This is a genomic window from Bacillus sp. FSL R5-0593 (assembly GCF_038603755.1).
GTDB classification, from domain to species: domain Bacteria; phylum Bacillota; class Bacilli; order Bacillales; family Bacillaceae; genus Bacillus; species Bacillus velezensis.
Genome location: NZ_CP152011.1, coordinates 642,626 through 665,274 on the forward strand (window position 1 = coordinate 642,626; position 22,649 = coordinate 665,274).

General features: G+C 40.4%; 18 protein-coding genes. 17 read left to right on the top strand and 1 reads right to left on the bottom strand.

Features of this window, described 5'->3' with window-relative positions; genetic code table 11:
- The first annotated feature begins 30 nt into the window (after positions 1 to 30).
- The 14 genes from NYE36_RS03220 to NYE36_RS03285 all read left to right on the top strand — a co-directional run bounded on the left by NYE36_RS03220 (position 31) and on the right by NYE36_RS03285 (position 16,022).
- Positions 31 to 3,174 carry a type 2 lanthipeptide synthetase LanM family protein gene (locus tag NYE36_RS03220; protein ID WP_160242592.1) on the top strand — a complete coding sequence of 1,048 codons (3,144 nt, stop codon included), beginning with the start codon at positions 31 to 33 and terminating at the stop codon, positions 3,172 to 3,174.
- A 4-nt stretch (positions 3,175 to 3,178) separates the two neighbouring features.
- On the top strand, positions 3,179 to 3,400 hold the full coding sequence (locus NYE36_RS03225; RefSeq protein WP_060674410.1) for a class II lanthipeptide, LchA2/BrtA2 family: 222 nt from the start codon (positions 3,179 to 3,181) through the stop codon (positions 3,398 to 3,400).
- An 18-nt stretch (positions 3,401 to 3,418) separates the two neighbouring features.
- Positions 3,419 to 3,634 carry a class II lanthipeptide, LchA2/BrtA2 family gene (locus tag NYE36_RS03230; protein WP_043858027.1) on the top strand — a complete coding sequence of 72 codons (216 nt, stop codon included), beginning with the start codon at positions 3,419 to 3,421 and terminating at the stop codon, positions 3,632 to 3,634.
- Between the two features lie 180 nt (positions 3,635 to 3,814).
- The gene (locus NYE36_RS03235) at positions 3,815 to 6,886 is read left to right on the top strand and encodes a type 2 lanthipeptide synthetase LanM family protein (RefSeq protein ID WP_342496877.1); all 3,072 of its coding nucleotides are present in this window, start codon (positions 3,815 to 3,817) and stop codon (positions 6,884 to 6,886) included.
- Complete coding sequence (locus NYE36_RS03240; protein ID WP_060674412.1) at positions 6,883 to 9,030, top strand: peptidase domain-containing ABC transporter; 2,148 nt, start codon at positions 6,883 to 6,885, stop codon at positions 9,028 to 9,030. The genes NYE36_RS03235 and NYE36_RS03240 overlap by 4 nt, the downstream gene beginning before the upstream one ends.
- Before the next feature lie 110 nt (positions 9,031 to 9,140).
- Positions 9,141 to 9,443, top strand: a complete 303-nt coding sequence (locus tag NYE36_RS03245) for a hypothetical protein (RefSeq protein WP_043858024.1) — start codon at positions 9,141 to 9,143, stop codon at positions 9,441 to 9,443.
- A gap of 56 nt (positions 9,444 to 9,499) precedes the next feature.
- Positions 9,500 to 10,420 carry an ABC transporter ATP-binding protein gene (locus NYE36_RS03250; protein WP_060674414.1) on the top strand — a complete coding sequence of 307 codons (921 nt, stop codon included), beginning with the start codon at positions 9,500 to 9,502 and terminating at the stop codon, positions 10,418 to 10,420.
- A complete protein-coding gene (locus NYE36_RS03255; protein ID WP_043858022.1) occupies positions 10,417 to 11,124 on the top strand; it encodes an ABC transporter permease in 708 nt (235 codons plus the stop codon). Before NYE36_RS03250 ends, NYE36_RS03255 begins: the two co-directional genes overlap by 4 nt.
- Position 11,125: 1 nt before the next feature.
- Positions 11,126 to 11,866 (top strand): ABC transporter permease, encoded by a 741-nt coding sequence (locus NYE36_RS03260; protein ID WP_060674416.1) that lies wholly within the window; start codon positions 11,126 to 11,128, stop codon positions 11,864 to 11,866.
- Positions 11,867 to 11,890: 24 nt separating this feature from the next.
- The gene (locus tag NYE36_RS03265) at positions 11,891 to 12,121 is read left to right on the top strand and encodes a helix-turn-helix transcriptional regulator (protein WP_076982878.1); all 231 of its coding nucleotides are present in this window, start codon (positions 11,891 to 11,893) and stop codon (positions 12,119 to 12,121) included.
- Between the two features lie 24 nt (positions 12,122 to 12,145).
- Positions 12,146 to 13,060, top strand: coding sequence for an ATP-binding cassette domain-containing protein (locus NYE36_RS03270; RefSeq protein ID WP_043858020.1), 915 nt, complete (start codon positions 12,146 to 12,148; stop codon positions 13,058 to 13,060).
- Positions 13,057 to 13,767, top strand: a complete 711-nt coding sequence (locus tag NYE36_RS03275) for an ABC transporter permease (protein WP_043858019.1) — start codon at positions 13,057 to 13,059, stop codon at positions 13,765 to 13,767. Before NYE36_RS03270 ends, NYE36_RS03275 begins: the two co-directional genes overlap by 4 nt.
- Before the next feature lies 1 nt (position 13,768).
- Positions 13,769 to 14,533: an ABC transporter permease gene (locus tag NYE36_RS03280; protein ID WP_043858018.1), complete on the top strand. Its 765-nt coding sequence runs from the start codon at positions 13,769 to 13,771 to the stop codon at positions 14,531 to 14,533.
- A 94-nt stretch (positions 14,534 to 14,627) separates the two neighbouring features.
- Positions 14,628 to 16,022, top strand: coding sequence for a S8 family serine peptidase (locus NYE36_RS03285; protein ID WP_079892028.1), 1,395 nt, complete (start codon positions 14,628 to 14,630; stop codon positions 16,020 to 16,022).
- A gap of 233 nt (positions 16,023 to 16,255) precedes the next feature.
- Here the strand turns inward: NYE36_RS03285 and NYE36_RS03290 are convergent, their stop codons facing one another.
- Positions 16,256 to 18,733, bottom strand: a complete 2,478-nt coding sequence (locus tag NYE36_RS03290) for a tetratricopeptide repeat protein (protein WP_094032598.1) — start codon at positions 18,731 to 18,733, stop codon at positions 16,256 to 16,258.
- Between the two features lie 200 nt (positions 18,734 to 18,933).
- On the opposite strand from NYE36_RS03290, the gene gutB reads away from it, so the two are divergent.
- The 3 genes from gutB (at position 18,934) to NYE36_RS03305 (ending at position 22,509) form a co-directional block, all read left to right on the top strand.
- Positions 18,934 to 19,995 (top strand): sorbitol dehydrogenase, encoded by a 1,062-nt coding sequence (gene gutB / locus NYE36_RS03295; protein WP_094032599.1) that lies wholly within the window; start codon positions 18,934 to 18,936, stop codon positions 19,993 to 19,995.
- A 73-nt stretch (positions 19,996 to 20,068) separates the two neighbouring features.
- Complete coding sequence (locus tag NYE36_RS03300) at positions 20,069 to 21,445, top strand: MFS transporter (RefSeq protein WP_031378835.1); 1,377 nt, start codon at positions 20,069 to 20,071, stop codon at positions 21,443 to 21,445.
- A gap of 101 nt (positions 21,446 to 21,546) precedes the next feature.
- Positions 21,547 to 22,509 (top strand): carbohydrate kinase, encoded by a 963-nt coding sequence (locus tag NYE36_RS03305; RefSeq protein WP_061861217.1) that lies wholly within the window; start codon positions 21,547 to 21,549, stop codon positions 22,507 to 22,509.
- The last annotated feature ends 140 nt before the right edge of the window (positions 22,510 to 22,649 follow it).

Genomic DNA, 22,649 nt, shown 5'->3' on the forward strand with positions numbered 1-22,649 from the left:
AAGGTAAAGGTAAGGAGTGAAACAAGAGGTATGGACTTAGCACAGGAACATCAATCAAATTCCAATAAGTTGATTATTGGAAATGACGCCGCTCGAAAGCAGCAAATTGAATATTGGAGCAAATTCTTTTTCAATAACAAGGATTATATGGAAAGAAGTTTGAATGCTGTATCCAGAGTAAATACCGAGCAGGCGGTATCATTGAAGTTTACTGGTAAGGATCTGGAATCTGGTATAGTAAATTCCCACACCTGGTCTAAAGAATGGGATTTAATCTTAAATGGGGAACTTGAAGACTTGCCAGCCTCTTGGATTAAAAGGGAAAAAAAATTTAATACTTTCATCGAACAATTCATAAAACTGGCCTTTACTAAATTAAAAGATTTGCAGATATATAAACAACAATTGTTTTTACAAGATAGTTTTTTTTTAAATCTTCTAGATCATATAGGACATACAATTTATTCTTTGTGCAATAAGACCCTTGTACTTGAAATGAACGTATGCAGAGAGAAGGGGGTCCTGAAAGGATCCACTTCTGAAGAGCGCTATCACTTTTTTGAAAATGAAATATTGGCTGATCGTGATTTTTTATCATCAATAGCTAGCGAGTATAAGTGCCTTATTGCACTGCTAATAGGGACAGTGAATAACTTTGTTGATTTTATCAGAAATATTCTCAGGCATCTAGGTGAGGATTGGGGAATTTTAACTGAAGTTTTCGCTGATCTCGGAATGGTTAAGAAACTGCATCTTGGCAAGGGAGATACACATAACTGTGGAAAAAGTGTTTCAATATTAGAGTTTGAAAGTGGTCAAAAGCTAGTCTATAAGCCAAGATCTCTTGACGTTGATCAACAATATCAGGAGCTAGTATCCTGGTTGAACCAGCAGGAAAAAAGTACTCCTACTATCTATAATGTTAAGGTGATCAGTAAGGAAGATCATGGATGGTCTGAGTTTATACCTTATACAGCCTGCCAATCGGCCAAGGAGATCAAAGATTTTTATAGACGAATGGGTGCTCAGCTTGCCCTATTGTATGTGTTAAACGCAACAGATTTTCATTATGGAAATATTATCGCAATGGGTGAGCATCCAGTCTTTATCGATATGGAATCTTTGTTTCACCAAAATATATATGAAGATAACTATAAAGAGGATGCGCTTGGCAGGGCAGAGCACATGCTATCCAAATCAATTATGGCTTCCGGCATGTTGCCTAATTTGTTATATCAGCGGAATGATCAAGATAATTCAGGTATTGACTTAAGTGGACTAGGGGGGAAAGGAAACCAGCAGCTTCCTTTTCAAATTTCCCAAATTGCCGATAAGGGTACTGACCAGGCGTATTTGAAAAAAGGAATTGCTTTTTTAGAGGCAGGTCTTAATCTGCCAAGCTATGAAGGTGAGTTTGTGAATCTTCATGATTATGTACCAGAAATTATAGATGGTTTTAAAACTGTGTATAGGTTTATGGCAGAGAATAAAGAACAGCTTATTGCCCAAGTTGAAAAATTCGGAAGAGTCCCTGTTAGAACAATTTTAAGGCCGACCGCGATATACGGAGAATTCTTGCGTAGTTTAGTACATCCAGATTTGTTGAGAGATGAATTTGATCGGAAAGTGTTTCTGCACAGGCTGTGGCTTAAATGTTTGAATGTTCCGAAAATGGAGTCGGTTCTTATTGATGAGATGGAGGAGTTGCTTCGTTATGACGTTCCTTTATTCACGTCCAGACCTGGTGAGCGGCATTTATGGACTTCGAACGGAAGAGTGGTTACTGATTTCTTTTCCCGCCCTGCCTTTGACCTTGTTCTGGACAAAATTCGAAATCTTAGCGAATCGGACTTATACGGGCAGTTGCAAGTATTAAATATGGTAATGCTTGCCTCAAATGCGGATCATTATGCTGATGTTGAGCAAATTAGTCCATTTGAAAATAGGATATTGAAAGACAAGAAAGATTTTTTAGTACATGCAATGGATATAGGGGATTATCTATTAAAAACTAAGATAGAAGGCATAAATGGAATTGAGAAAGATATAACCTGGGTTAGTACGGTTCTGGAAGGTAGCAGAGAAGTAGCTTGGAATATTTCACCGGTTGGTCTTGATTTTTATAACGGTAATAGCGGAATAGCTCTTTTTTTGGCGTACCTTGCTCATTTTACAGGCGAAACACGATTTAAAGAGGCAGCAGCGCAGGCTTTGGTTCCCATTGTCAATGACATGAAGCAATATGGACAAAACCCGTCTTGGAGCTTAGGAGCTTATAGTGGTGTTGGAGGAAGCTTATTTACAGTTAATCTGATTGCTGGTCTTTGGAATGATAGTTCTCTTTATCAACAGGTGGAAGAGGCTTTGCCGGGGTATATTGAGATGGTTAATCAAGATACCATTTTTGATTATATTGGTGGCTCAACAGGTGCGCTCGATATTCTGCTGTGTATTTATCATCATACGGGAAATCTAGATGCTTTAAAAGGAGCTATTTTGTGCGGCGATCATTTAATAGCGCATAGTAAAGAAATGGAACATGGAGGGCTAGGCTGGCCTACTATGTTGAATGGCGTAGCACTGACTGGATATTCACACGGTAACAGTGGTATCGCAGCTGCGTTTTCCTCTCTTTATCAAGTAACGGAAAACAAAAAGTATCTTACATATATATCAAAAGCATTGGAATATGAAAGGACATTTTATGATGCAAAGGAAAAAAATTGGCGTACACCAGGAAGAGAAAAAATTTCATATGCTTGGTGTCATGGAGCACCAGGAGTTCTTCTTTCAAGACTTAGGTTAAAGGAAAATGGTTACCGCGATCATTTGCTTAATCAGGAGATTAAAGCTTCTCTTACGACCACCTTGGATAAGGGGTTTGGCAATAACCGATCCTATTGTCATGGTGACTTTGGACAGTTAGAAATTCTTCTTTACGCTGACAAAGTACTGCAAAATAATGATTTAAGTGTCAATATTCAGTCAGTAGGCTCGCAATTACTGGAAACAATTGATAAAAGAATGTGGAATTATGGGGTTTCTAGAGGAACTGAATCAAAGGGTTTGATGTGTGGTTTAGCTGGTATAGGGATGGGATTACTAAAGCAATATGACAGTGAAACCGTACCTAATATTCTTAATTTAGAAAACAGACTGCTCAAAAGGAGGTGAAGCTATGACAAAACAAGAAAAAGCAGCTATCTATCGTGATGTAAACAAGCATAGCGAGCTAGGGCTCGAGAGTCCTGTGGGGGAGGTCAACGAGGAAGAATTGAAAAACCTTGCAGGTGCTAAAAATGTGAATCAGGAAGAACCTCTTTCTTCATTCATACCCGGGCCCGGTACTTGTCTCACAGCAGCTATTTGCCCAACTACCGGGATGTGCAACATTTATTAATTGAAAGGAGGTGATATTATGTCAAATCGTGAAAAAGCAGAACTCTACCGTAATGCTAGTAAACGTACAGAGCTTGGATTCGTTAACCCAGTAGGTGAAGTGAGCGAGGATGAATTGCGAAATCTTGCAGGTGCAGCCGATGTTACTCCGCATACCACTCCTTCCTCACTGCCTTGCGGAGTATTTGTCACAGCAGCTTTTTGTCCTTCTACCAAATGTACATCAAGCTGCTAATCTTACCAATGATAAGTATGGGGAGGATTGGTAGGGAGCTCAATCCTTCTTCTTACATAACATTGAGACAGATCACAAAAAACAAAGAGCGGTTGGTCATGTTTATGCGCGACCAGCCGTTTCTTTATCTATTGTAATCGGCTTTTTAGAATTTATACATAAAGGAATGGAGAGATTTTCATGATTGAGGCTTTTAAACGTTCTGCTTACCTAAATGAACGAGAGACAGTTCGCAAAACTACAACACTAGATCATATAAAAGAATTGAGTGAATGGACTAATGCAATTCCACATGAGATGCTCGAGAAGCGGCTCGAAAAGGATCATTTGACCAGAGAGCAACTAATGTTGCACATAGAACAGAAGGATTCACCTTTTATAAAGAAGGAATTAAAGTGGATTGAGACTTTTGAAGAACTTATGGATACATATGAAACTTCCCCTTTAGATTACCTCAGTTTTCAGTCTTTAATTCACCCTTTTATCATATATGCTAAAAAACAAATTGAATGTCTTTTTAAAAAAGTCACCACCAATTTAATTAATATTGAAACGGTCACTCAATCGATTACAGATGCCCTTTATGCGCGACTTCATATCATGGTGATGAAGTGTGTAATTCTAGAAGTAAATATAGCCAGAAAGATAGAGGTCTTGGAAGGGGATACAAGTGAAGAGCGGTTTCAATATTTTATGCGTCAATTCAATGAGGACTCTGAAATGAGGATGGAGTTTTTTGAAAACTATCCAGTACTATCTCGGTTAATGACTGAGAGCACGAAAAACTATTTAATTATAACGGAAGAGCTTATAGAACGTTTTTTATGTGATTATGAAAAAATTAAAGATAATTTTGAAGGTGAATTTACTCGTCTTGAAAGGATAAAAATGGATTTAGGAGATACTCATCAAAATGGGAGAACTGTAGCAATATTAGAGTTCGAATCTGGCGAAAAACTTGTTTATAAGCCTCGGCAAATTTTGATATACAAATGTTTTGAATCATTACTGGACTGGTTGAATGATAGAGGATTGAAGCATAAGCTCAAAGCAGCTAAAAGTCTTGATTGTCAAACATATGGATGGCAGGAATTTGTTCCTTTTAAGGAATGTATTCTAAAAGAGGAAATACGTCGGTTTTATTATCGACAAGGGGTATATACAGCCTTGTTTTATGTATTGGGTTCCTCTGATTTCCATGCTGAAAATATTATAGCAAATAGTGAATACCCAGTTCCTATAGATCTTGAAACTCTCTTTAGTCAGAATCTTGAAATGACGAAAAAACTAAATTTTCAAAGTCATTTAGCTGTTGAATTAAACGATTCAGTCTTTTCTACTCTCATGCTTCCACTTCCGTCACTTGAACATTCAATTATTGATTTCGATCTGAGTGCGCTTGGGGCAATAGAAAACCAGGTATCAGAAAAGATAAAAAGCATAAGGATAGAAGGAGAGGGAACAGATGAAATTAGAATAACGCGCGGGCCTGCAAAATCAGGGCAGTATCATAATAGACCAGTGCTTGAAGGTGAAACACTTTCGCCTTCCGATTATATCACTGACCTTGAGGAGGGATTTACAGACCTGTACCGTCTGTTTCTTAAACATAAAAATGAGTTTATTAGCGATGATGGGCCTCTACAACCATTTGGCAAAGCCCATGTCCGTCAGGTCTTTCGTCCAACTCATGTGTACAGTGAATTTTTGCAAAACAGTTTACATCCTGATTATGTTCAAAACGGTCTTGATCGAGTGCAATTGTTTGATATTCTTTGGCAAATTTATAAACAATCTTCTAAGTTTGAAGAATTGGTTATCTATGAAACAAAGGATCTGCTAAGACATGATATTCCTTATTTTTATTTTAAGTTAAACAGTAGAGATCTCTATGATAGTAATGGAAATCTTATACCAAACTTCTTTACGGAAACAGGACTTGAGGCTGTTTTTAAAAAGGTCAGCCAACTCAATAGAATTGACCTTGAAAAGCAAAAACAATATATGAGATGGTCTCTTGTATCCATGTTAGGGGAAGTATGGAGATTCCCAGAAAAAGTGTTAACATTTCAAGAAAGGACGGAAGAATCTAGTAGTTCTTTTACTCAAGAAGCTCTTGAAATTGGCCGTCTATTAGTGGATAGAGCAATAACTGAGGAAAACATGGAAGTGAACTGGATAGGATTAAATTTGAATGATAAGGCAGGACTCAGTGTATCTGTAAAGGGCCCTGATTTGTACGATGGATTAATCGGATATGCAATGTTTTTGGCTTACTTATCCAAAGAAACAAACAATCAAGAATACGAAAAAATGAGTCGAGGTGCAATTCAAACTGTGATACGTAAAGTTGGTAACAAACCACTTAACGAATCTATTTCGGCTTTTAGCGGTGAAGGAGCACTTATTTACGGACTAGTTCATTTAGGGTTACTTTGGAATGATCAGGAATTAATTAAACAAGCAAAGGTTAGGTTACATTATGTTTGTGATATCGTAAGAAAAGAAAAAAGCCTTGATTTTTCAGGGGGACTTGCTGGTTTTATTGTACTTTGCCTAAATATCTTTAACGAAATTAGGGATTATGACTATTTGAATGTGGCTTTGCAAGCTGGAGATCAACTGATGATTAAGATGGGTGACACTGCCAGAAAACCAGGACTTGCACATGGAATAGCAGGATACGCTTGGGCGCTTGGTTTGCTTGGTGAAGTATCTCAGGAAGAGAAATACCAAATTGAGGCTCAAAAACTGCTTGTATATGAAAATACTTTTTATGATGGAAGCACGGGCAATTGGGAAGAAAGTGAATCCAAGAAAAAAAGTGAACGAAAAAGGGTCTATTGGTGTCATGGGGCGCCTGGCATTGCTCTTTCGCGGATAATGTTAAAAGACATTATAAATTCTAAAGACATTAAAGAGGATATTGACGTGGCCTTAAAGACGCTGATTTCAGAAGGAGGAATAGAAAGCCATTGTCTATGCCATGGGACAATGGGGAATGTCGACATTCTATTGACAGCTGCCAAAGAGTTGAATGAAGAATTGTTTATGATACAGGCATTAGAATTAACCAAAATTGCACTGGATCAGAAAAAGGTGCATGGTTGGGTTCATGGCTTGGATCCTCGTGCGGAAATGGATGGTTTTATGCTAGGGAGAACGGGAATCGGATATTGTCTGCTCAGATTGAAAAATCCGAGTATTCCTTCTGTACTTGCTTTGCAGTTACCAAAAGGAGAAAACTTATGAAGAAGAGGTCTCCTTTTAAAACACGTAGCCGCATTCCGTTTATAGAGCAAATGCAACAGACAGAATGTGCCCTTTGTTGTATGGCTATGATAGCGAGTTACTATAAAAATGATTTGTCCATGTACGAGCTTCGTGAGCGGCTGGGGAACGGTCGCGATGGTACAACCTTGTTGCATTTGAGGAATATGGCAAAACAATTAAAATTCGAAACTAAAACCTATAAAGCTGATACTAAACAATTAAGGAATCTCGTTTTGCCCGCTATACTTTACTGGGATAACAACCATTTCGTTATCCTTGAAAAAATCACCTCACATGCTTTAATTATCGTTGATCCTGGTTCTGGGAGAAAGAAGGTCAAGGAAAAGGATTTTACAGAAAAATATTCTGGATATGCGCTTACTTTGTATCCAGGTAATGGTTTTGAGCAACGGAAAAGAAAAAATATTTGGACATCTTTTTCTTTTTTAGTAACGAATCGGCCTAAAATCTTCAGCGCCATTCTGTTTCTTACGTTTCTTCTTCAACTGTTTACAGTGGCGATGCCTGTTTTAATTCAGTTTGTAATTGATCGCATTATTGTACCTGACTACAGGGAACTGCTTAATGCATTTTTGATAGGAATTTGTGGAATAATCTTGTTCCATTCCTTATTTTCTTTCATACGAGGTAAAATTCTCATTAACCTTCATAATGTATTAGATTACGATATACAGTCAAGATTTTTCAAACACCTACTCAAACTGCCATATCAATTCTTTTTATTGCGCTCCTTTGGAGATTTACTTTTTAGGGCAAACAGTATGAAGGTGATACGTGATCAGATTGTCAATCAGGTTGTTAAAGGTCTTTTAGATTCTGCTGTTATACTGGTGATCTTGCTGTATATGCTTATACAATCGCCATTATTGGCTGTTATTGTTTTCTTAATAGGCACTTCTAATGTATTGCTGATTGCGCTTAGCCAACGATACATTTCGGAAGCCAATCAGATGGAAATTAAAGGGCACACCGAAGTTCAGGGAGCCCAGACGGAAATGTTATATGGTATTTTCGGAGTTAAGACATCTGGTGTCGAGAAAATGATTTACGATAGATGGCTTTATCGTTTCAAAAATTTATTGTGTGCATATCGTAAAAAGGAAAATGTATTAAATTATGTAAATACAGCTAGCAGTACATTACAATTAATGGCTCCACTTATCATTTTGTGGGTTGGGGCACATCAAGTATTTACAGGAAGTATCACACTAGGAATGTTGGTTGCTTTCCATTCAATTTCAACCCAATTTTTTATGCTAAGCGGTAATATTGTTCAGACCATCAATTCTTTCATTTTGACTACTTCTTATTTAAAGAGAGTTGGGGATGTACTCGACGCTCCCACAGAATCAAGAGAAGACAAGATGAAGAAGACGCTAAATGGTGATATTCAATTGAAGAATGTCACTTTTGCTTATTCTAAATATAGTGAAAATGTAATAAATAATGTTTCCCTCAATATAAAAAAAGGGCAGAAAGTTGCTCTTGTAGGACAGTCAGGGGCAGGAAAGACGACAATAGCCAACATGATTATCGGGTTGTTTAGTCCGACTGATGGAGAAATCTATTATGATGGCATTAGTATTAATGAACTTGATCTGGGCCATCTTCGCCGTCAAATTGGTACAGTGCCGCAAAACGTAATGCTCTTTAATAGAAGCATTTATGATAATATTACTCTCCATAATCCTGAAGCGACGCCAGAGCAAGTAATTGAAGCTGCGAAGGCAGCTCAAATTCATGACGAGATTATGAATATGCCAATGCAGTATCATACGATGGTGTCGGAGATGGGGATGAACATATCGGGTGGACAACGGCAAAGAATTGCTCTTGCGAAGGCCCTTCTTGGGAAGCCATCAATTTTAGTTTTAGATGAAGCGACTAGTTCGTTAGATCACTTGAATGAGTCAAAAATTGACGCGTATCTGTCGGGTATAAATTGCACCAGAGTAGTAATTGCGCATAGGTTAACAACGGTGATGAATTGTGACTTAATTGTTGTTGTAGATAAAGGAAGAATCATTGAATCAGGTAGCCATCATGAATTGTTGCGAATTTCGAGTTTCTATAGCCAATTTTATAAAGAAATGATTTCTTGAAACGCTTCTTGATAAACAAGAAGCGTTTTCGGTTTGTAAAGTAGGCTTTACAAATAGTAAAATAAACGTTACAATTTAACTGAAATATCTAATTACGGAGGTTGATCACAATGAGTATTGAAGAAATTGCGAAATACGGAAATAGTATAGGAGGGGTAATTGTTCTCCTGTGTGTTGCAATTATTTGGGTAGTTTCGAAGCAGATGGGAAAGGATGAACGTTCAAACGCAATTTTCCTCAGAGTGTACTGCTTTATGTTTTATGTGCTGGCCGGACTTATTTTACTGAGTATTTTCTTTGAAATCGGTGAAGGTATCAGTGGTCAGGTGTACCAAGAGTTGACAGTTTTAATGTTTGCTCTAAGCACATTGTTTGGAACCATCTATCTGTTCATTTTGAAAAAAAAGTTCTGAATATGTTTTGTTTGTAAAACGATGGGTCAAAAATTCAGGCAAGGGACTGGTTAAATTTGGGTAGAAATCGATATATTGTAGAGACACATGGTTTAACGAAAACATATAGAGGAACAGATGTAGTTAAATCGTTGAATTTGAAACTTCGTGAGGGAGAAATTTATGGATTTCTTGGTCCCAATGGGGCAGGAAAAACGACGACAATTCGTATGTTGCTCGGACTCATCAATCCGTCAAAAGGGGAAACGAGAATATTTGGGAAGGAATTGAAAAATAATCGGCTTGAAATTTTACAAAGTGTCGGTTCACTTGTGGAATCGCCCTCCTATTATCCACATCTCACAGGCGAGGAAAATCTAGAGACTGTAAGAAGGATATTGAATATTCCTAAAAAAAATATAACTGATGTTCTCGAACTGGTTAGATTAACAAAAATGGCAGACAGGAAAGTCGGTGAATATTCATTAGGGATGAAGCAGCGCCTTGGAATAGCGGCTGCCCTGCTTGGAAATCCAAAGCTTGTAATTCTCGATGAGCCAACAAATGGACTTGATCCAGCTGGTATTCTTGAAATACGGAAACTGATCCTCAAACTGCCGTCTGAATATGGCATCACCGTTATGATCTCCTCACATTTGCTATCGGAGATAGAGCAGGTAGCCACTCAAGTAGGTATCATTGCCAATGGAGAGATGCTGTTTCAGGACGATATTGCAACCCTGCGTTCAAGGGCTGATACTAAGATTGTATTTTCGACAAGTGACTCGGATAAGGCGTTGAAAGTATTTTTAAAAGAAGGAGTAGAGGCAATCAAAACACAGCATGGTCTAATGATTGAAGAAAGAACGGATAAGGAAATTTCAGAACTTGCTAAAAAACTTGTTCATAATGAGATAGATATCTTTCGAATATCTGACGAAGCGAAGTCACTTGAAGATATTTTTCTTGAAATGACAAGAGGGGGAGAGACCTTGTGATCGCTAAATTGCTAAAATCAGAAATACTGAAAATTAGGAATCTGACATGGCTCATAGTCATCTTAGGCCCTCTTGGAGTAGTTGTGATGCAAGCAGCCAATTACACGATGCGATTTGATTATCTTATGTCTAAAAGCTCTGATAAATGGATGTTTCTATTAGAAAATATTCATTCTTACTGGCCCTCAGCACTCCTATTAGAGATTACAATTGTAAACTCTCTTTTGGCAGGTATAGAACACCATGGTGGGATGTGGAAGAAGATCTTTTCGCTTCCTGTTTCACATTGGAAAGTATATCAGTCTAAGGTAATTATAATTGTTACCATGTTGATAATATCGACAGTAATACTTGCAGGAGGGACCTTTCTGCTTGGAAAGTTGATCGGGTTTCACGAAACTTTTCCATTTGGGAGTACACTGAAAATGAGCTTTTATACATTTATTGCCGCTCTTCCTTTTGTATTTATGCAGTTTTGGCTGTCCATAAATTACCGGAACCAAGGGATTGCTTTAACAATTGGTATTGCAAGTGCCGTGTTTATCATGTATGCTCAGGGATTGCCTGATTGGATGCCATGGAAATGGCCAATGTTAATAGAGGGGATTGGAGAAAGTATCCTTTCAGTAATTAAAGGTTTGGTCTTCGGGCTGTTTTTATACTCAATTATTATGGTATCTCTGTCACGAAAGGATGTGGCTTAATTTGTTCTTTCAATTATTAGACACAGAGTGGCTGAAGTTAAAACATTCGAAGATCTGGTTTATTGTGCTAGCTAGTCCTGTTCTAGCTGCAATTATTGGTTTTTTTCCGGTTTTTAAAATTGGAACAAATGAATGGCTCACACTTTGCACTCAAATGATCCTAGCACACAGTGCGTTGTTTTTACCCTTATTGACGGGTGTTCTTGCTGCACTGATATGTAGTAACGAGCATGCCTATGGAGGGTGGAAGCAGTTGTTAGCACTTCCGGTAAAGCGTATTCAAGTATATGTGGCTAAATATGTAATAGTTATGTTCATGCTTTTGTGGACTCAGATCTTTTTCATTATCAGTGTTTGGTTTGTCGGAACAGTAAAAGGATTTAGTTCGCCGTTTCCTTGGAATGGTGTTATTATGAGCGCTCTTATGGGATGGGTGTCATGCTTTCCATTAGCTGCTCTTCAATTTTGGTTGGCAACATATTTTAGGAGTTTTGCGGGTCCTAGTACTGTCAATGTAATGTTAACATTGCCGGCCATTATCATTGCTAATTCAAAGTTTATGGGTCCGCTTTATCCATGGGCTCATCCAATGCTCAGCATGACACAGGCATTCTCGGCTGCCATAGGAGGGAATGCGGGCTTTTTAGAAAATGAACCTACTTTTTATGTAACGCTGATCGTAAGTTTCATTTTATTTTTCTTCGGCGGAGCTTTATATTTCCATAAGAAGCAATGGACATAGTTATGCAAACAATGGAGGATTGTTATGCAAAAAAATAAACAATCGAAAAAGTTGACGAATCGACTCCCTGAGTGGCGGGCACGTACTAAGTTGACGCAGCAGCAACTAGCGGAGAAAACTGGGGTTAGTAGACAAACGATTATCTCAATAGAAAAAATGAAATACACCCCTTCACTAGCACTCGCATTCGAAATTGCCCAAGCACTTAGTTGTTCGATAGATGACGTGTTCCAATATAATGAGGAAAATGAATAGAAAATTAGAAAGGAGAGAATATTTTTGATTATTGAAACGAAAGGTGTGACAAAGAGTTACAATCGCGTTGATGTCGTACATGAAGTTGATATGATGGTACCTGAAGGTGAAATATATGGGTTCCTTGGACCGAATGGTTCTGGAAAGACGACGATGATGCGGATGCTGCTTGGCTTGGTTCGACCGAATAGAGGGGTTATCCGTATGTTTGGAAAAAAGATGCCTGAAGATCGAATTTCCATATTAGCCAAAACAGGTGCCTTAATTGAGAAGCCTGCCTACTATGAACATCTGGATGGACGAGATAATTTAAGGGTATTAGCAGCACTGCGCGGTATCAATGATAATAAAACAATTGATCGGGCGCTAGAGAGGGTTAACCTCCATAGAGTCGGGAGAAAAAAAGTCAAATCATATTCGCTTGGCATGAAGCAGCGGCTTGGTATTGCAAGCGCCATGTTGCATAATCCTAGGATTCTTCTACTTGATGAACCAACGAATGGTTTAGATCCAGAAGGAATATTTGAGATTCGTGAACTAATTCGAAATTTGTCTGAAAAAGAAGGAGTTACTGTTCTTATATCTAGCCATCTGCTTGGAGAGATTGAGCATGCTGCTAGTCGGATAGGGATCATTTACAATGGAAATCTATTGTACCAAGGAAAAATGAATGAACTGCTTACACATCAAAAAATGGGTTCTTTTATTATCGAGTCAAACATGATCGAGCTAATCATCAATGCTCTGCAAGCATATGATATTCAAACTAGTTTAGACGGTGAAGGGAAGGTGCAAGTGCGGGGATCAGAAGCAGATAGAGATAGAATAAAAAAAATCTTGGTAGAGAAGGGATTAACCGATTTCCATATATATGATTCGATGAGGACTCTGGAAGAAGCCTACTTAGAATTAATCCGTTCACAAAAGGTGTCAGTATGAAAAACATCATTAAAGCTGAGTGGCGGAAAAAGAGATCGACTGTTTTTCTAATACCATTGTTAGTCGGATCATTACTGATTTTTGCAATCTGCGGTTCTATAATGCTTTCCTTGACAAAAAACGGACAATCAATTGATCGAGCATTTGAGGTGCTTTATGAGCTTTGTGTAACAAATTGGAACTATCTTGTCATTCTTGTTGTCATTACATTCTCATTGCTTGCTACTGAAATGGAGCATAGATTGGGTATGTGGCCGACTTTGCTTACTACGCCACATTCAAAGTGGAAACACTTTTTTGTGAAAGTAATTACTGCGGTTGGGTTTATACAGCTATTTGGACTATGTGTTTGTCTTTATTTAAGCGGTTTGGGCTTCTTATACGGAAAGTCTTTTTTTGAATATATAAAAATATCTTTGGAATTATTATATTTGCCCTTTCTTCTTGCAATCCCATTTGTAATCACCCAGACGCTTATATCGATTATAATAGTAAATCCTTATATCTCTGTAGGTATCGGCATGGCGGTTTTCCTTTTTCATGCTATGCTGCCTTATTGGTGGCTTCCTTGGGGAGCACTTGCTTACATGCAATCCAATACCAGAATAATAGAAGTTTTTCCGTTACTCATTTCGTTGTCATTGGGATATGGTGTATTATCCATTTTTGTTTTTTGCCGAAAAATGTTTTCTTCTGGGGGGGAGTGAATTGGTAGGTTTCCAACAGGTTTTTTTTGCGGAGTGGATTAAAATCAAAAAAAAGAAAAGTTTGCTTCTCATTATTATTTTGGTTGCACTTCCAGTTATATACGGATGGATTATTCATACAAAAGTCATGATTGAAACATATGGTTATGACGAAGGGAATTCCTGGAAGGTGCTAATCATGATGACTCAAATGTTTTATGGAACAGTTTTCTTTCCGATTATTATTTCTCTTGTAACGGGAACTCTAACTGGATATGAACAGCGAGCTAATAGTTGGGAGCATTTGCTGATGACTCCCGTAAAAGGGGTACTATTCTTTTTCAGCAAAATGGCTTGGGCTGGCATTATCATTCTGTCTACACAATTGCTTATGATAGGGTTACTGATCGTTCTTGGCTATACAGCAGGCTATACAGATAAGTTACCAATGGATATATTCTTATTCACAGTACTTTTTGGAACTGTGGGAGGAATAAGCCTTGGGACACTTTTATTTTATTTTTATTTACGAATGAAATCTATCAGACAGTCACTGTTGATCAGTATTTTTTTGAGTTTTCCTTCTTTTCTGGCATTTTCGAATAGTTCGGGATCCTGGATTCCTATGTTATATCCATGGGCTCTTCCTCTTTATGGAATGACGAATGTATACGCTGATTGGGGGAGGGTGGGTATATTTATCATTGTTTGCGTAACAATGACCATTGTTTTCTCACTTCTTAGTGTTAGGTTACTGAATCGAAAAGTTATAGACTTGAAAAATTGAAAAAAAATCTAAGATGATGAATAGCTTACTGAACCTCTAGGAAATTTTCACATCATGAAGAGATGAATAGTAGGCTTCGGGGGGAATATTCGCATTGAACCGAGTTTATATTTTAATGTTACTGCTTCTAGGATGTGTCTTAGTTATACCACATCATGCTTTAGCTGAGGACAATCGACTGAACACATACACGGTTTTTTTAAAGAGTCCCACTTATGAAAAAAACTGGATCAAAGCACTTGAGAGAAAGGGGATAAAACTTGAATACGACGTCGAAGAAATAGGTCTGTATGAGGTGAAAGCGGAACGTGAAAAATTTGAGGCTTTGATGGCTGATATAAATTATGTAGATAGTTACAATGAAGCTGTTTCAATAAAGCCGGCTGAGCTCACTAGGATTAGCAAAGAGAACTTTACGGACCAAGATGAAGATAATTCTTTGTGGGAATATCAGTGGGATATGAAAAAGGCAACAAATAATGGCAGAACATATGAAATTACTAAAGGGAGTAAGAAAACGGTTGTTGGCATAATTGACTCTGGCATTGATAAGAACCATCCCGATTTAAAAGATAATGTTCTTTCGGTCAGCAATTTTGTGCCGAAAGGAGGATTAAGAGGACAGGAACCATATGAAAATGGTGAGATTAATAACTCTACAGATTATCTGGGACATGGAACATTTGTAGCCGGACAAATAGCTGCTAATGGACAGATGAAAGGAATTGCACCGGAAACAGGGATCAGATCATATAGAGTATTTGGTGGAAAAAGCGCTGATACAGTTTGGATTATTAATGCTATCATTCAGGCTGCAAAGGATGACGTTGATGTTATCAATATCAGTCTAGGTACTTTCCTTGTTAATAGTAAAGGAAAAAATAATGGAAAACCAGTTACGGATGATTTGGCTGAAATCAAAGCTTTCAGAAAAGCGGTGGCTTTTGCTCATAGAAAGGGAAGTGCTGTAGTAGCTTCGATAGGTAATGAAGGACTTAATTTAAAGGATAAAAAAGCTGTATATGATTATTGGAAAAATAACATAAATCAAGAAGGGCGTTTTATGAATGCCAAAGTAATTTTAATTCCAGCTCAACTCCCAAATGTAGTGACTGTAGCCTCTGTTGGTCCAAATGGAAACAGATCGGTTTTTTCTAACTATGGTAAAAATATTGCTGATATTGCTGCTGATGGAGGGGATCATCGTATTTTGAATGAAGTTGGAGCCGAGAAGTATTATCAAGAAGGACTGTTTAGACAAGAATATATCCTAGGAGCGGCTCCGGGAAGCTCATACACTTTTTCGGTAGGGACTTCGATAGCAGCCCCGAAAATCTCTGGCGCTTTGGCTCTTTTAATCGACCAGCGCTATTTACATGAAAAACCAGATAAAGGAATTCGAATTTTACTTAAAAACGCTGATAAATACGATTCCAATGACTATATTGGTAAGGGCGTATTGAATATTTATAAGGCATTAATTGATTAGATGTTAACATTAGAAATGTAATAGGATATCATTAATAAGCTAATAAATCTGTAATTAGGTAACAATCAAACTTTTAATTATACAAGAGTTTGATTGTTACTTTGGTCCTTTGTATAGTATCCAAGATGAAATTACGCTCTACACTGCCTGTCGAAAAATAGGCTACACGTATAAGAGGAATAGTACTAGCCCGTGTTAAACTCACTTATACAATCTATTACATTATAGGTAATTTATATCAATTTTTTAAATCGCTCCACCTCACCCCGAATCCCAATCCCAGGCTCCCACGAATCAATCAAACGCATCGCCTTCTGATTCGATTCCATCGCTTTCTTATTTTCTCCTTTACGATACAACAGCTGTGCCATTCCGTAATAATAGTAGATGAGTTCAACCTGATTGGCGTTATGTTTGTCATAGAGCATTTGTTCAAAGGCTTTTTCCGCTTTTTTGAGCTGATCACACTTCACGTAAGCCATGCCGAGGTTGAAATAGGCTTCTATCGTTTTTTCGCCGCCGTATGCGGCGCTGGTTGTGTTTGCCGCTTCGTATAATGTGATGGCTTCTTCGTAGTGAGAGCGGGCGAAACTCAGGTCGCCGCGGACCAGAAGAACTCTGTGGCGGATAATGGGGGAGACGGGCTGATCTTTGATTCCGTCCAGCATTGCTGCCGCTTTTTTCGGTTCTCCGATTTTTAACAGCAGCCTCGATTGCAGGGCGGTTCCCCATACTTTCAAGTCGTCGTGATCCGGCGCGCCTGATTGTTCGAGTATCTTCAGGCCGGCTTCTATTTGCCTGAGAGCTCCGTCTGAATCGTTGACTTCCATCAGCGCCCAGCCTGCCGTGTCGATTCGAAAGTAAGCTTCCCGCGTGTGTTCGCCTGATTGACGGGCGGCATCGGCGGCTTTTAATCCGTATTCGATTCGCAGAGGCAGGTTGATTCTGCTTAGAAAATGGCTGATGCGGATGATGAGTTTGATCAGGATGTCATGTTGTCCGGTTTCGCCCGACCATTCGATGACCTTTAGGATGTTCGGCCATTCTTTTTTCATTTGCTCTAAATTCCGTCCCAGCAAGTAGCTCCAATAGACAGAATTGGGCTGTTCCCGCTTTATATGGGTTTCCGCATAATCAATATAATAATGCGCCCAGCGGCTGCGGGCTTCTTTTGCAAATTCGTGATTTTCGGATAAGTGCTGTTCTCCGTAAGCGACAACGGTTTGATGGGCAGCGTATTGAATTCTTCCTGCGCTTCGTTCCGGCTGTATTAAAGCATATGACCGCATTTGCTCAATCGCGTAATGAAACCGCCGGACGTCTAATCCGGCCGCTTGAGCCAAGCTTTTTTCATCAGGAGGCTTAGCGAAAAAGCAAAGCGTCTGCCATAGTTTTCGTGTGTCTTCATGACATCTTTCCCATGTGCGGCCAAAGAGAACCTCAAACAATTCCAATAATGAGTAGCCCGCTTGTTTAAGTTCTTGAATGAGCTGGGGAGCGGGGATGTCGTCGTCTGACATGTAAGCGATGCTCAGTGCCATGGCCTTCGGGTTGCCGGCGGCTGCCGAGATGAATTCATTCTTAAGGTCAGGCGATAGCTCCAGCAGCTGCTCCAGCTTTTCCCGTTTTTGCGGGAGGTTGCATGTTTGCAGACAGCGGTGCACTTCTTGATGGAAAAATTCAAGGGCATCTGTTTGTTCAAGGCCGCTCAGCTGGATGGCCGCCAGTTCCCCGAGGCCGTCCCGGTATGTCTGTTTTACGTTTTCCCGTGCCGTAAGGAGGACTTTTACGCCTTGCGGAAGGCCGATGATAAATTCGTGAATGTCACGTTCCGCTGTATCGATGCTGTCAACGATCAGCAATACCGGTTTTTCGTTTGAATGAGCGGCTAATGCATTGCGGACGACGAACCGTTTTTCGTTGATTGATTTGTCGATTTGTTCGGTGCGTCCGAGCTGATAGGCGATCGTGTTTAAAAAATCGCTGAAGCTCAATCCTTTCCAGTCAGCGCTGATCCAGATGATGCTGTTGAATGCTGGCCAGTCTGGTGAACTGCCGGCACAAAGGTAGGCTGCTTCAAGAGCGATCGTTGTTTTCCCCATGCCGGCCCAGCCTGTGATTAAACAGACCGGTGACGGAGACAGCATCCATTGCCGGATCGCCTCTATATCAAAGTCGCGGCCGATAAAGTTTCCCGTCCGGCGTGACGGTAAGTTATGCGTGACGGAGTTTCTTGTAAGCGCATTCGTTTCGTGGCTTGGTCTGTCATGAAACAGCCGCTTTACTGCTTTTTCAACATCGTCATCACTCGGCGCTCCGAATGATCCGTCTTTCCGGAGTATTTTTGCTTTTTTTAGACAAGACGCCGTCCAAACGGGCAATGCGGGTTTGATGACGGGAATGGTGGTGGTTTCCAGAAGATCGGTCAGCCATTCAGGATCCATGTCAGTCTTTTCGATAATGATCCAGATCATGCCGAACAGCTTTCCGTCGTCAATTCGTCCGGGAATGTAGTTTCCGCCCATCTGTCCGATCCAGCTTTTGATCGTGTTAGAGGAAACGCCTAATCGGAGTGCGATTTGATCTATATAAGACTGTCCTGTTTTTTCGTTCTTTTTCCTTCTGACTTTATAATCAGGATGAAGTTTCAGCGATTTGACGGCAGGTGCCAGCAGTTCTGCAAAATGTGTCCGGTTTTCAAGTTCAGCCATTAGCCTGCACCTCCTATTAGTACTATTTTATCAATTCAGTGTTTTTTGTATATGAAAAAATAAAAAGTACAGTGCGGCTGTCCTTTTATACAGCAGGAAAGGCTGTTGAACGTATGGAAAAGCAGATAAAATAGGGGCAGTAACAGAGAAAACAAAAATGTATGCACTTACATTTCAGAGCAGAGAAAGGATTTTGCCAAATGACTCACACAGTGCCTCAAAACATGAAAGCGGCGGTTATGCACAACACGAGAGAAATCAAAATCGAAACATTGCCCGTGCCTGACATCAATCATGATGAAGTGTTAATTAAGGTGATGGCTGTCGGAATTTGCGGATCTGATCTGCATTACTATACAAATGGCAGAATAGGCAATTATGTAGTGGAAAAACCATTTATCCTCGGTCATGAATGCGCGGGAGAAATTGCCGCCGTCGGATCGTCTGTCGATCAATTCAAGGTGGGAGACCGTGTCGCCGTCGAACCCGGTGTCACATGCGGACGCTGTGAGGCGTGTAAGGAAGGGCGTTATAACCTTTGCCCGGATGTACAGTTTTTGGCGACACCGCCGGTTGACGGCGCGTTTGTCCAATATATCAAAATGCGCCAGGACTTTGTTTTCTCGATTCCGGATTCACTATCCTATGAAGATGCGGCTTTGATTGAACCGTTTTCTGTCGGCATTCATGCGGCCGCGAGAACGAAGCTTCAGCCCGGTTCAACAGTTGCGATCATGGGAATGGGTCCTGTGGGGCTGATGGCCGTTGCGGCAGCGAAAGCATACGGGGCAGGCACAATCATTGTGACCGACTTGGAGCCGCTGCGGTTAGATGCCGCGAAAAAAATGGGAGCGACTCACATTATTAATATACGTGAACAGGATGCACTTGAAGAGATTAAAACGATCACGAATGATAGAGGCGTTGATGTTGCTTGGGAAACAGCGGGGAATCCGGCGGCATTGCAATCCGCACTGGCTTCCGTGCGCCGGGGCGGAAAATTGGCGATTGTCGGTTTGCCTTCACAGAACGAGATTCCGCTCAACGTGCCGTTTATTGCGGATAATGAGATTGATATTTACGGGATCTTCCGTTATGCCAATACGTATCCAAAGGGAATTGAATTTCTCGCTTCCGGCATAGTGGACACGAAGCATCTTGTAACGGACCAATATCCGCTGGAGAAGACGCAAGAGGCGATGGAACGGGCCTTTCAATACAAAAATGAATGCTTAAAAGTGATGGTGTATCCAAATCGCTGAATGAACGGGGAGGATCTTTGCATTCTCCCTCTTGCTTATCAAAAATGAAAACGGATTCTTGGGGTGGGAAATGATGATTGAAACAGAAAAAGCAGCGGCAGTAAAGACGAAATATCGCGGCCTGTCCTGGATGGAACGGATCGGCTACGGATTCGGCGATATGTCGTACAATATTATCTTTCAGTTTGTAAACGCATACTTATTATTCTACTATACAGACGTCGGCGGCATTAAGCCTGCGGTCATCGCAGCTTTGTTTCTGATCGTAAGGGTGCTGGACGCTGTTTTTGACCCGATTATGGGCGTGATTTTAGACAAGACGAATACAAGATGGGGAAAGGCAAGGCCGTATCTTTTGTGGGTGGCGTTTCCTTTTGCGCTATTTACGTTCTTATGCTTCACGACCCCTCATTTCGGCGAGACGGGGAATATGGTTTATGCGTACATCACTTATATTCTGCTTGGGATGTCCTTCAGCATGCAGACGATTCCGGTCAACAGCTTAACGGGGCGGATGACGAATTCCGTGGAGGAACGGACGGTTCTGACGACGACCCGGATGATTTTGGTTTATATCGGAATTCTGTTATCGATTTCCTGTGCGACACCGCTTGCGGACGCCATCGGCGGGAAAGATCAGGCGTTTGGATTTCAGATGACGGCGCTCATCTATGCGGCTGTCAGCATCGTTTTGAATCTATTTAGTTTCTTTACTGTACGGGAGCGGATTCAGCCTGAAAAAAGAAAAAAACAAGGAATGAAAAAGACGTTGTCCGTTTTGTTCCGAAACAAGCCTTTGCTCATTTTGGTTTCTGCATTTTTGGCGTTTGCGATTGGGTTTAACATTAAGCTCAGCACGATGGTGTACTATTTTACGTATAACGTCAGCCATAAGGAATTTGTGTTTTTAGGAACTGTATTATTTTTCGGCGCGGCGCTGATCAGCAATCTGTTTATTCCTTTCTTTTCTGAGAAGCGGGGCCGGAAGCAGGTTATGATCATCACGGCGGCGCTATCGCTGATTTCTTATGCGGGCCTTCAGTTTACATCGTATTCTTCGCTGCCGCTTATTTTCTTTTGGCTTTTCGTTTCGGGATTTTTCACAACGCCTTTAAATACGCTTGCTTGGGGAATGGTTGCCGATTGTGTCGATTATGCGGAATGGAAAACCGGAGTCCGGGCTGATGGCGTGGTGATTTCGAGTATGAGTTTCATCAATAAGCTCGGAGTTGCGTTAGCCGGGTCATTTTCGGCCGTTTATCTCGGAATCGCCGGATATGCCGCGAATACCGATCAGACGGCCTCGTCATTGAATGCGATTAAAAATATGAATGCGCTCATTCCGGGATTGTTCATTCTGCTGTCTATTATTCTTATTTCTTTTTATCCTTTAACTGAAAAAAAATATCAGCAGATGATGTCTGATCTGGAGCAAAGAGCTGCAAGATAAGTATACGTAAAATTTAAAATATTCTATGTATACGGTTGTATTTATGACAGAAAGCACTATACTGAAACTATAATCGAGAATTGATAAATGAGTGTGATAATGTGGGAAGCCAATCTGTTATTTGTATTGGAGAATTGTTAATTGATTTCTTTTGTACCGATGTGGATGTTGATTTGACGGAAGGGCGCAATTTCTTAAAAAGTGCCGGCGGCGCACCGGCGAATGTGTCGGCAGCGATTGCTAAGCTGGGCGGAGACGCGGCTTTCAGCGGAAAAACAGGCAAAGATCCGTTCGGGTATTTTCTGAAGCAGACATTGGACGCCGCACATGTCGATACCTCTATGCTCGTCATGGATGAGAAAGCGCCTACAACGCTTGCGTTTGTTTCATTAAAACAAAATGGGGAGCGCGACTTTGTGTTTAACAGAGGAGCGGACGCTTTGTTAACGCTGGATGATATTGATCTGGAAAAGGTAAACGATGCGAAAATCCTTCATTTCGGATCAGCGACGGCATTGTTATCTGATCCGTTTTGCTCAGCCTATTTACGGCTGATGTCGATTGCGAAAGACAATGGACAGTTTATTTCCTTCGATCCTAACTACCGTGAGGATTTATGGAAAGGAAGAGTTTCAGAGTTTATAAACACCGCAAAAAAAGCCGTTGCCGTAAGTGATTTTGTGAAAGTCAGTGACGAAGAGCTTGAGATCATCAGCGGTGCGAAGGATCATAAAGAAGGTGTTGCGGTTCTTCATGAGCTCGGGGCCGGTATTGTGGCGGTGACACTCGGGAAAAGCGGGACCCTTCTTTCAAATGGGAAGGATATTGACATCATTCCGAGCATTCCGGTGACATCAATAGACTCAACGGGAGCGGGAGATGCGTTTGTCGGCGCGGCGCTGTATCAACTGGCGCGCACGGATGAGATTCAGACGGCAGCCGAAGATTTTGCGAAGCTGCGTGATATTGTCTCATTTGCCAATAAGGTGGGGGCGCTCGTGTGCACCAAAATCGGTGCGATCGATGCTCTGCCGAGTTTAAAAGAGGTTGAAGTATCACTGTAAAGTATGGAGGATGTTTCTTGAAAGTCATCGGACTTCGGGAAGCATCCTCTTTATTTAGGTCTGAAACTCTTTACGATATACGGTATACTTTAGAAAGGCATCCAGTAAATTGAACCGATGTGAAGTACATACAATCACGT

Coding starts and splice junctions, on each gene's coding strand:
- NYE36_RS03220 (WP_160242592.1), top strand. CDS start 31: ATGGACTTAGCACAGGAACATCAATCAAATTCCAATAAGTTGATTATT.
- NYE36_RS03225 (WP_060674410.1), top strand. CDS start 3,179: ATGACAAAACAAGAAAAAGCAGCTATCTATCGTGATGTAAACAAGCAT.
- NYE36_RS03230 (WP_043858027.1), top strand. CDS start 3,419: ATGTCAAATCGTGAAAAAGCAGAACTCTACCGTAATGCTAGTAAACGT.
- NYE36_RS03235 (WP_342496877.1), top strand. CDS start 3,815: ATGATTGAGGCTTTTAAACGTTCTGCTTACCTAAATGAACGAGAGACA.
- NYE36_RS03240 (WP_060674412.1), top strand. CDS start 6,883: ATGAAGAAGAGGTCTCCTTTTAAAACACGTAGCCGCATTCCGTTTATA.
- NYE36_RS03245 (WP_043858024.1), top strand. CDS start 9,141: ATGAGTATTGAAGAAATTGCGAAATACGGAAATAGTATAGGAGGGGTA.
- NYE36_RS03265 (WP_076982878.1), top strand. CDS start 11,891: ATGCAAAAAAATAAACAATCGAAAAAGTTGACGAATCGACTCCCTGAG.
- NYE36_RS03275 (WP_043858019.1), top strand. CDS start 13,057: ATGAAAAACATCATTAAAGCTGAGTGGCGGAAAAAGAGATCGACTGTT.
- NYE36_RS03290 (WP_094032598.1), bottom strand. CDS start 18,733: ATGGCTGAACTTGAAAACCGGACACATTTTGCAGAACTGCTGGCACCT.
- gutB (WP_094032599.1), top strand. CDS start 18,934: ATGACTCACACAGTGCCTCAAAACATGAAAGCGGCGGTTATGCACAAC.
- NYE36_RS03300 (WP_031378835.1), top strand. CDS start 20,069: ATGATTGAAACAGAAAAAGCAGCGGCAGTAAAGACGAAATATCGCGGC.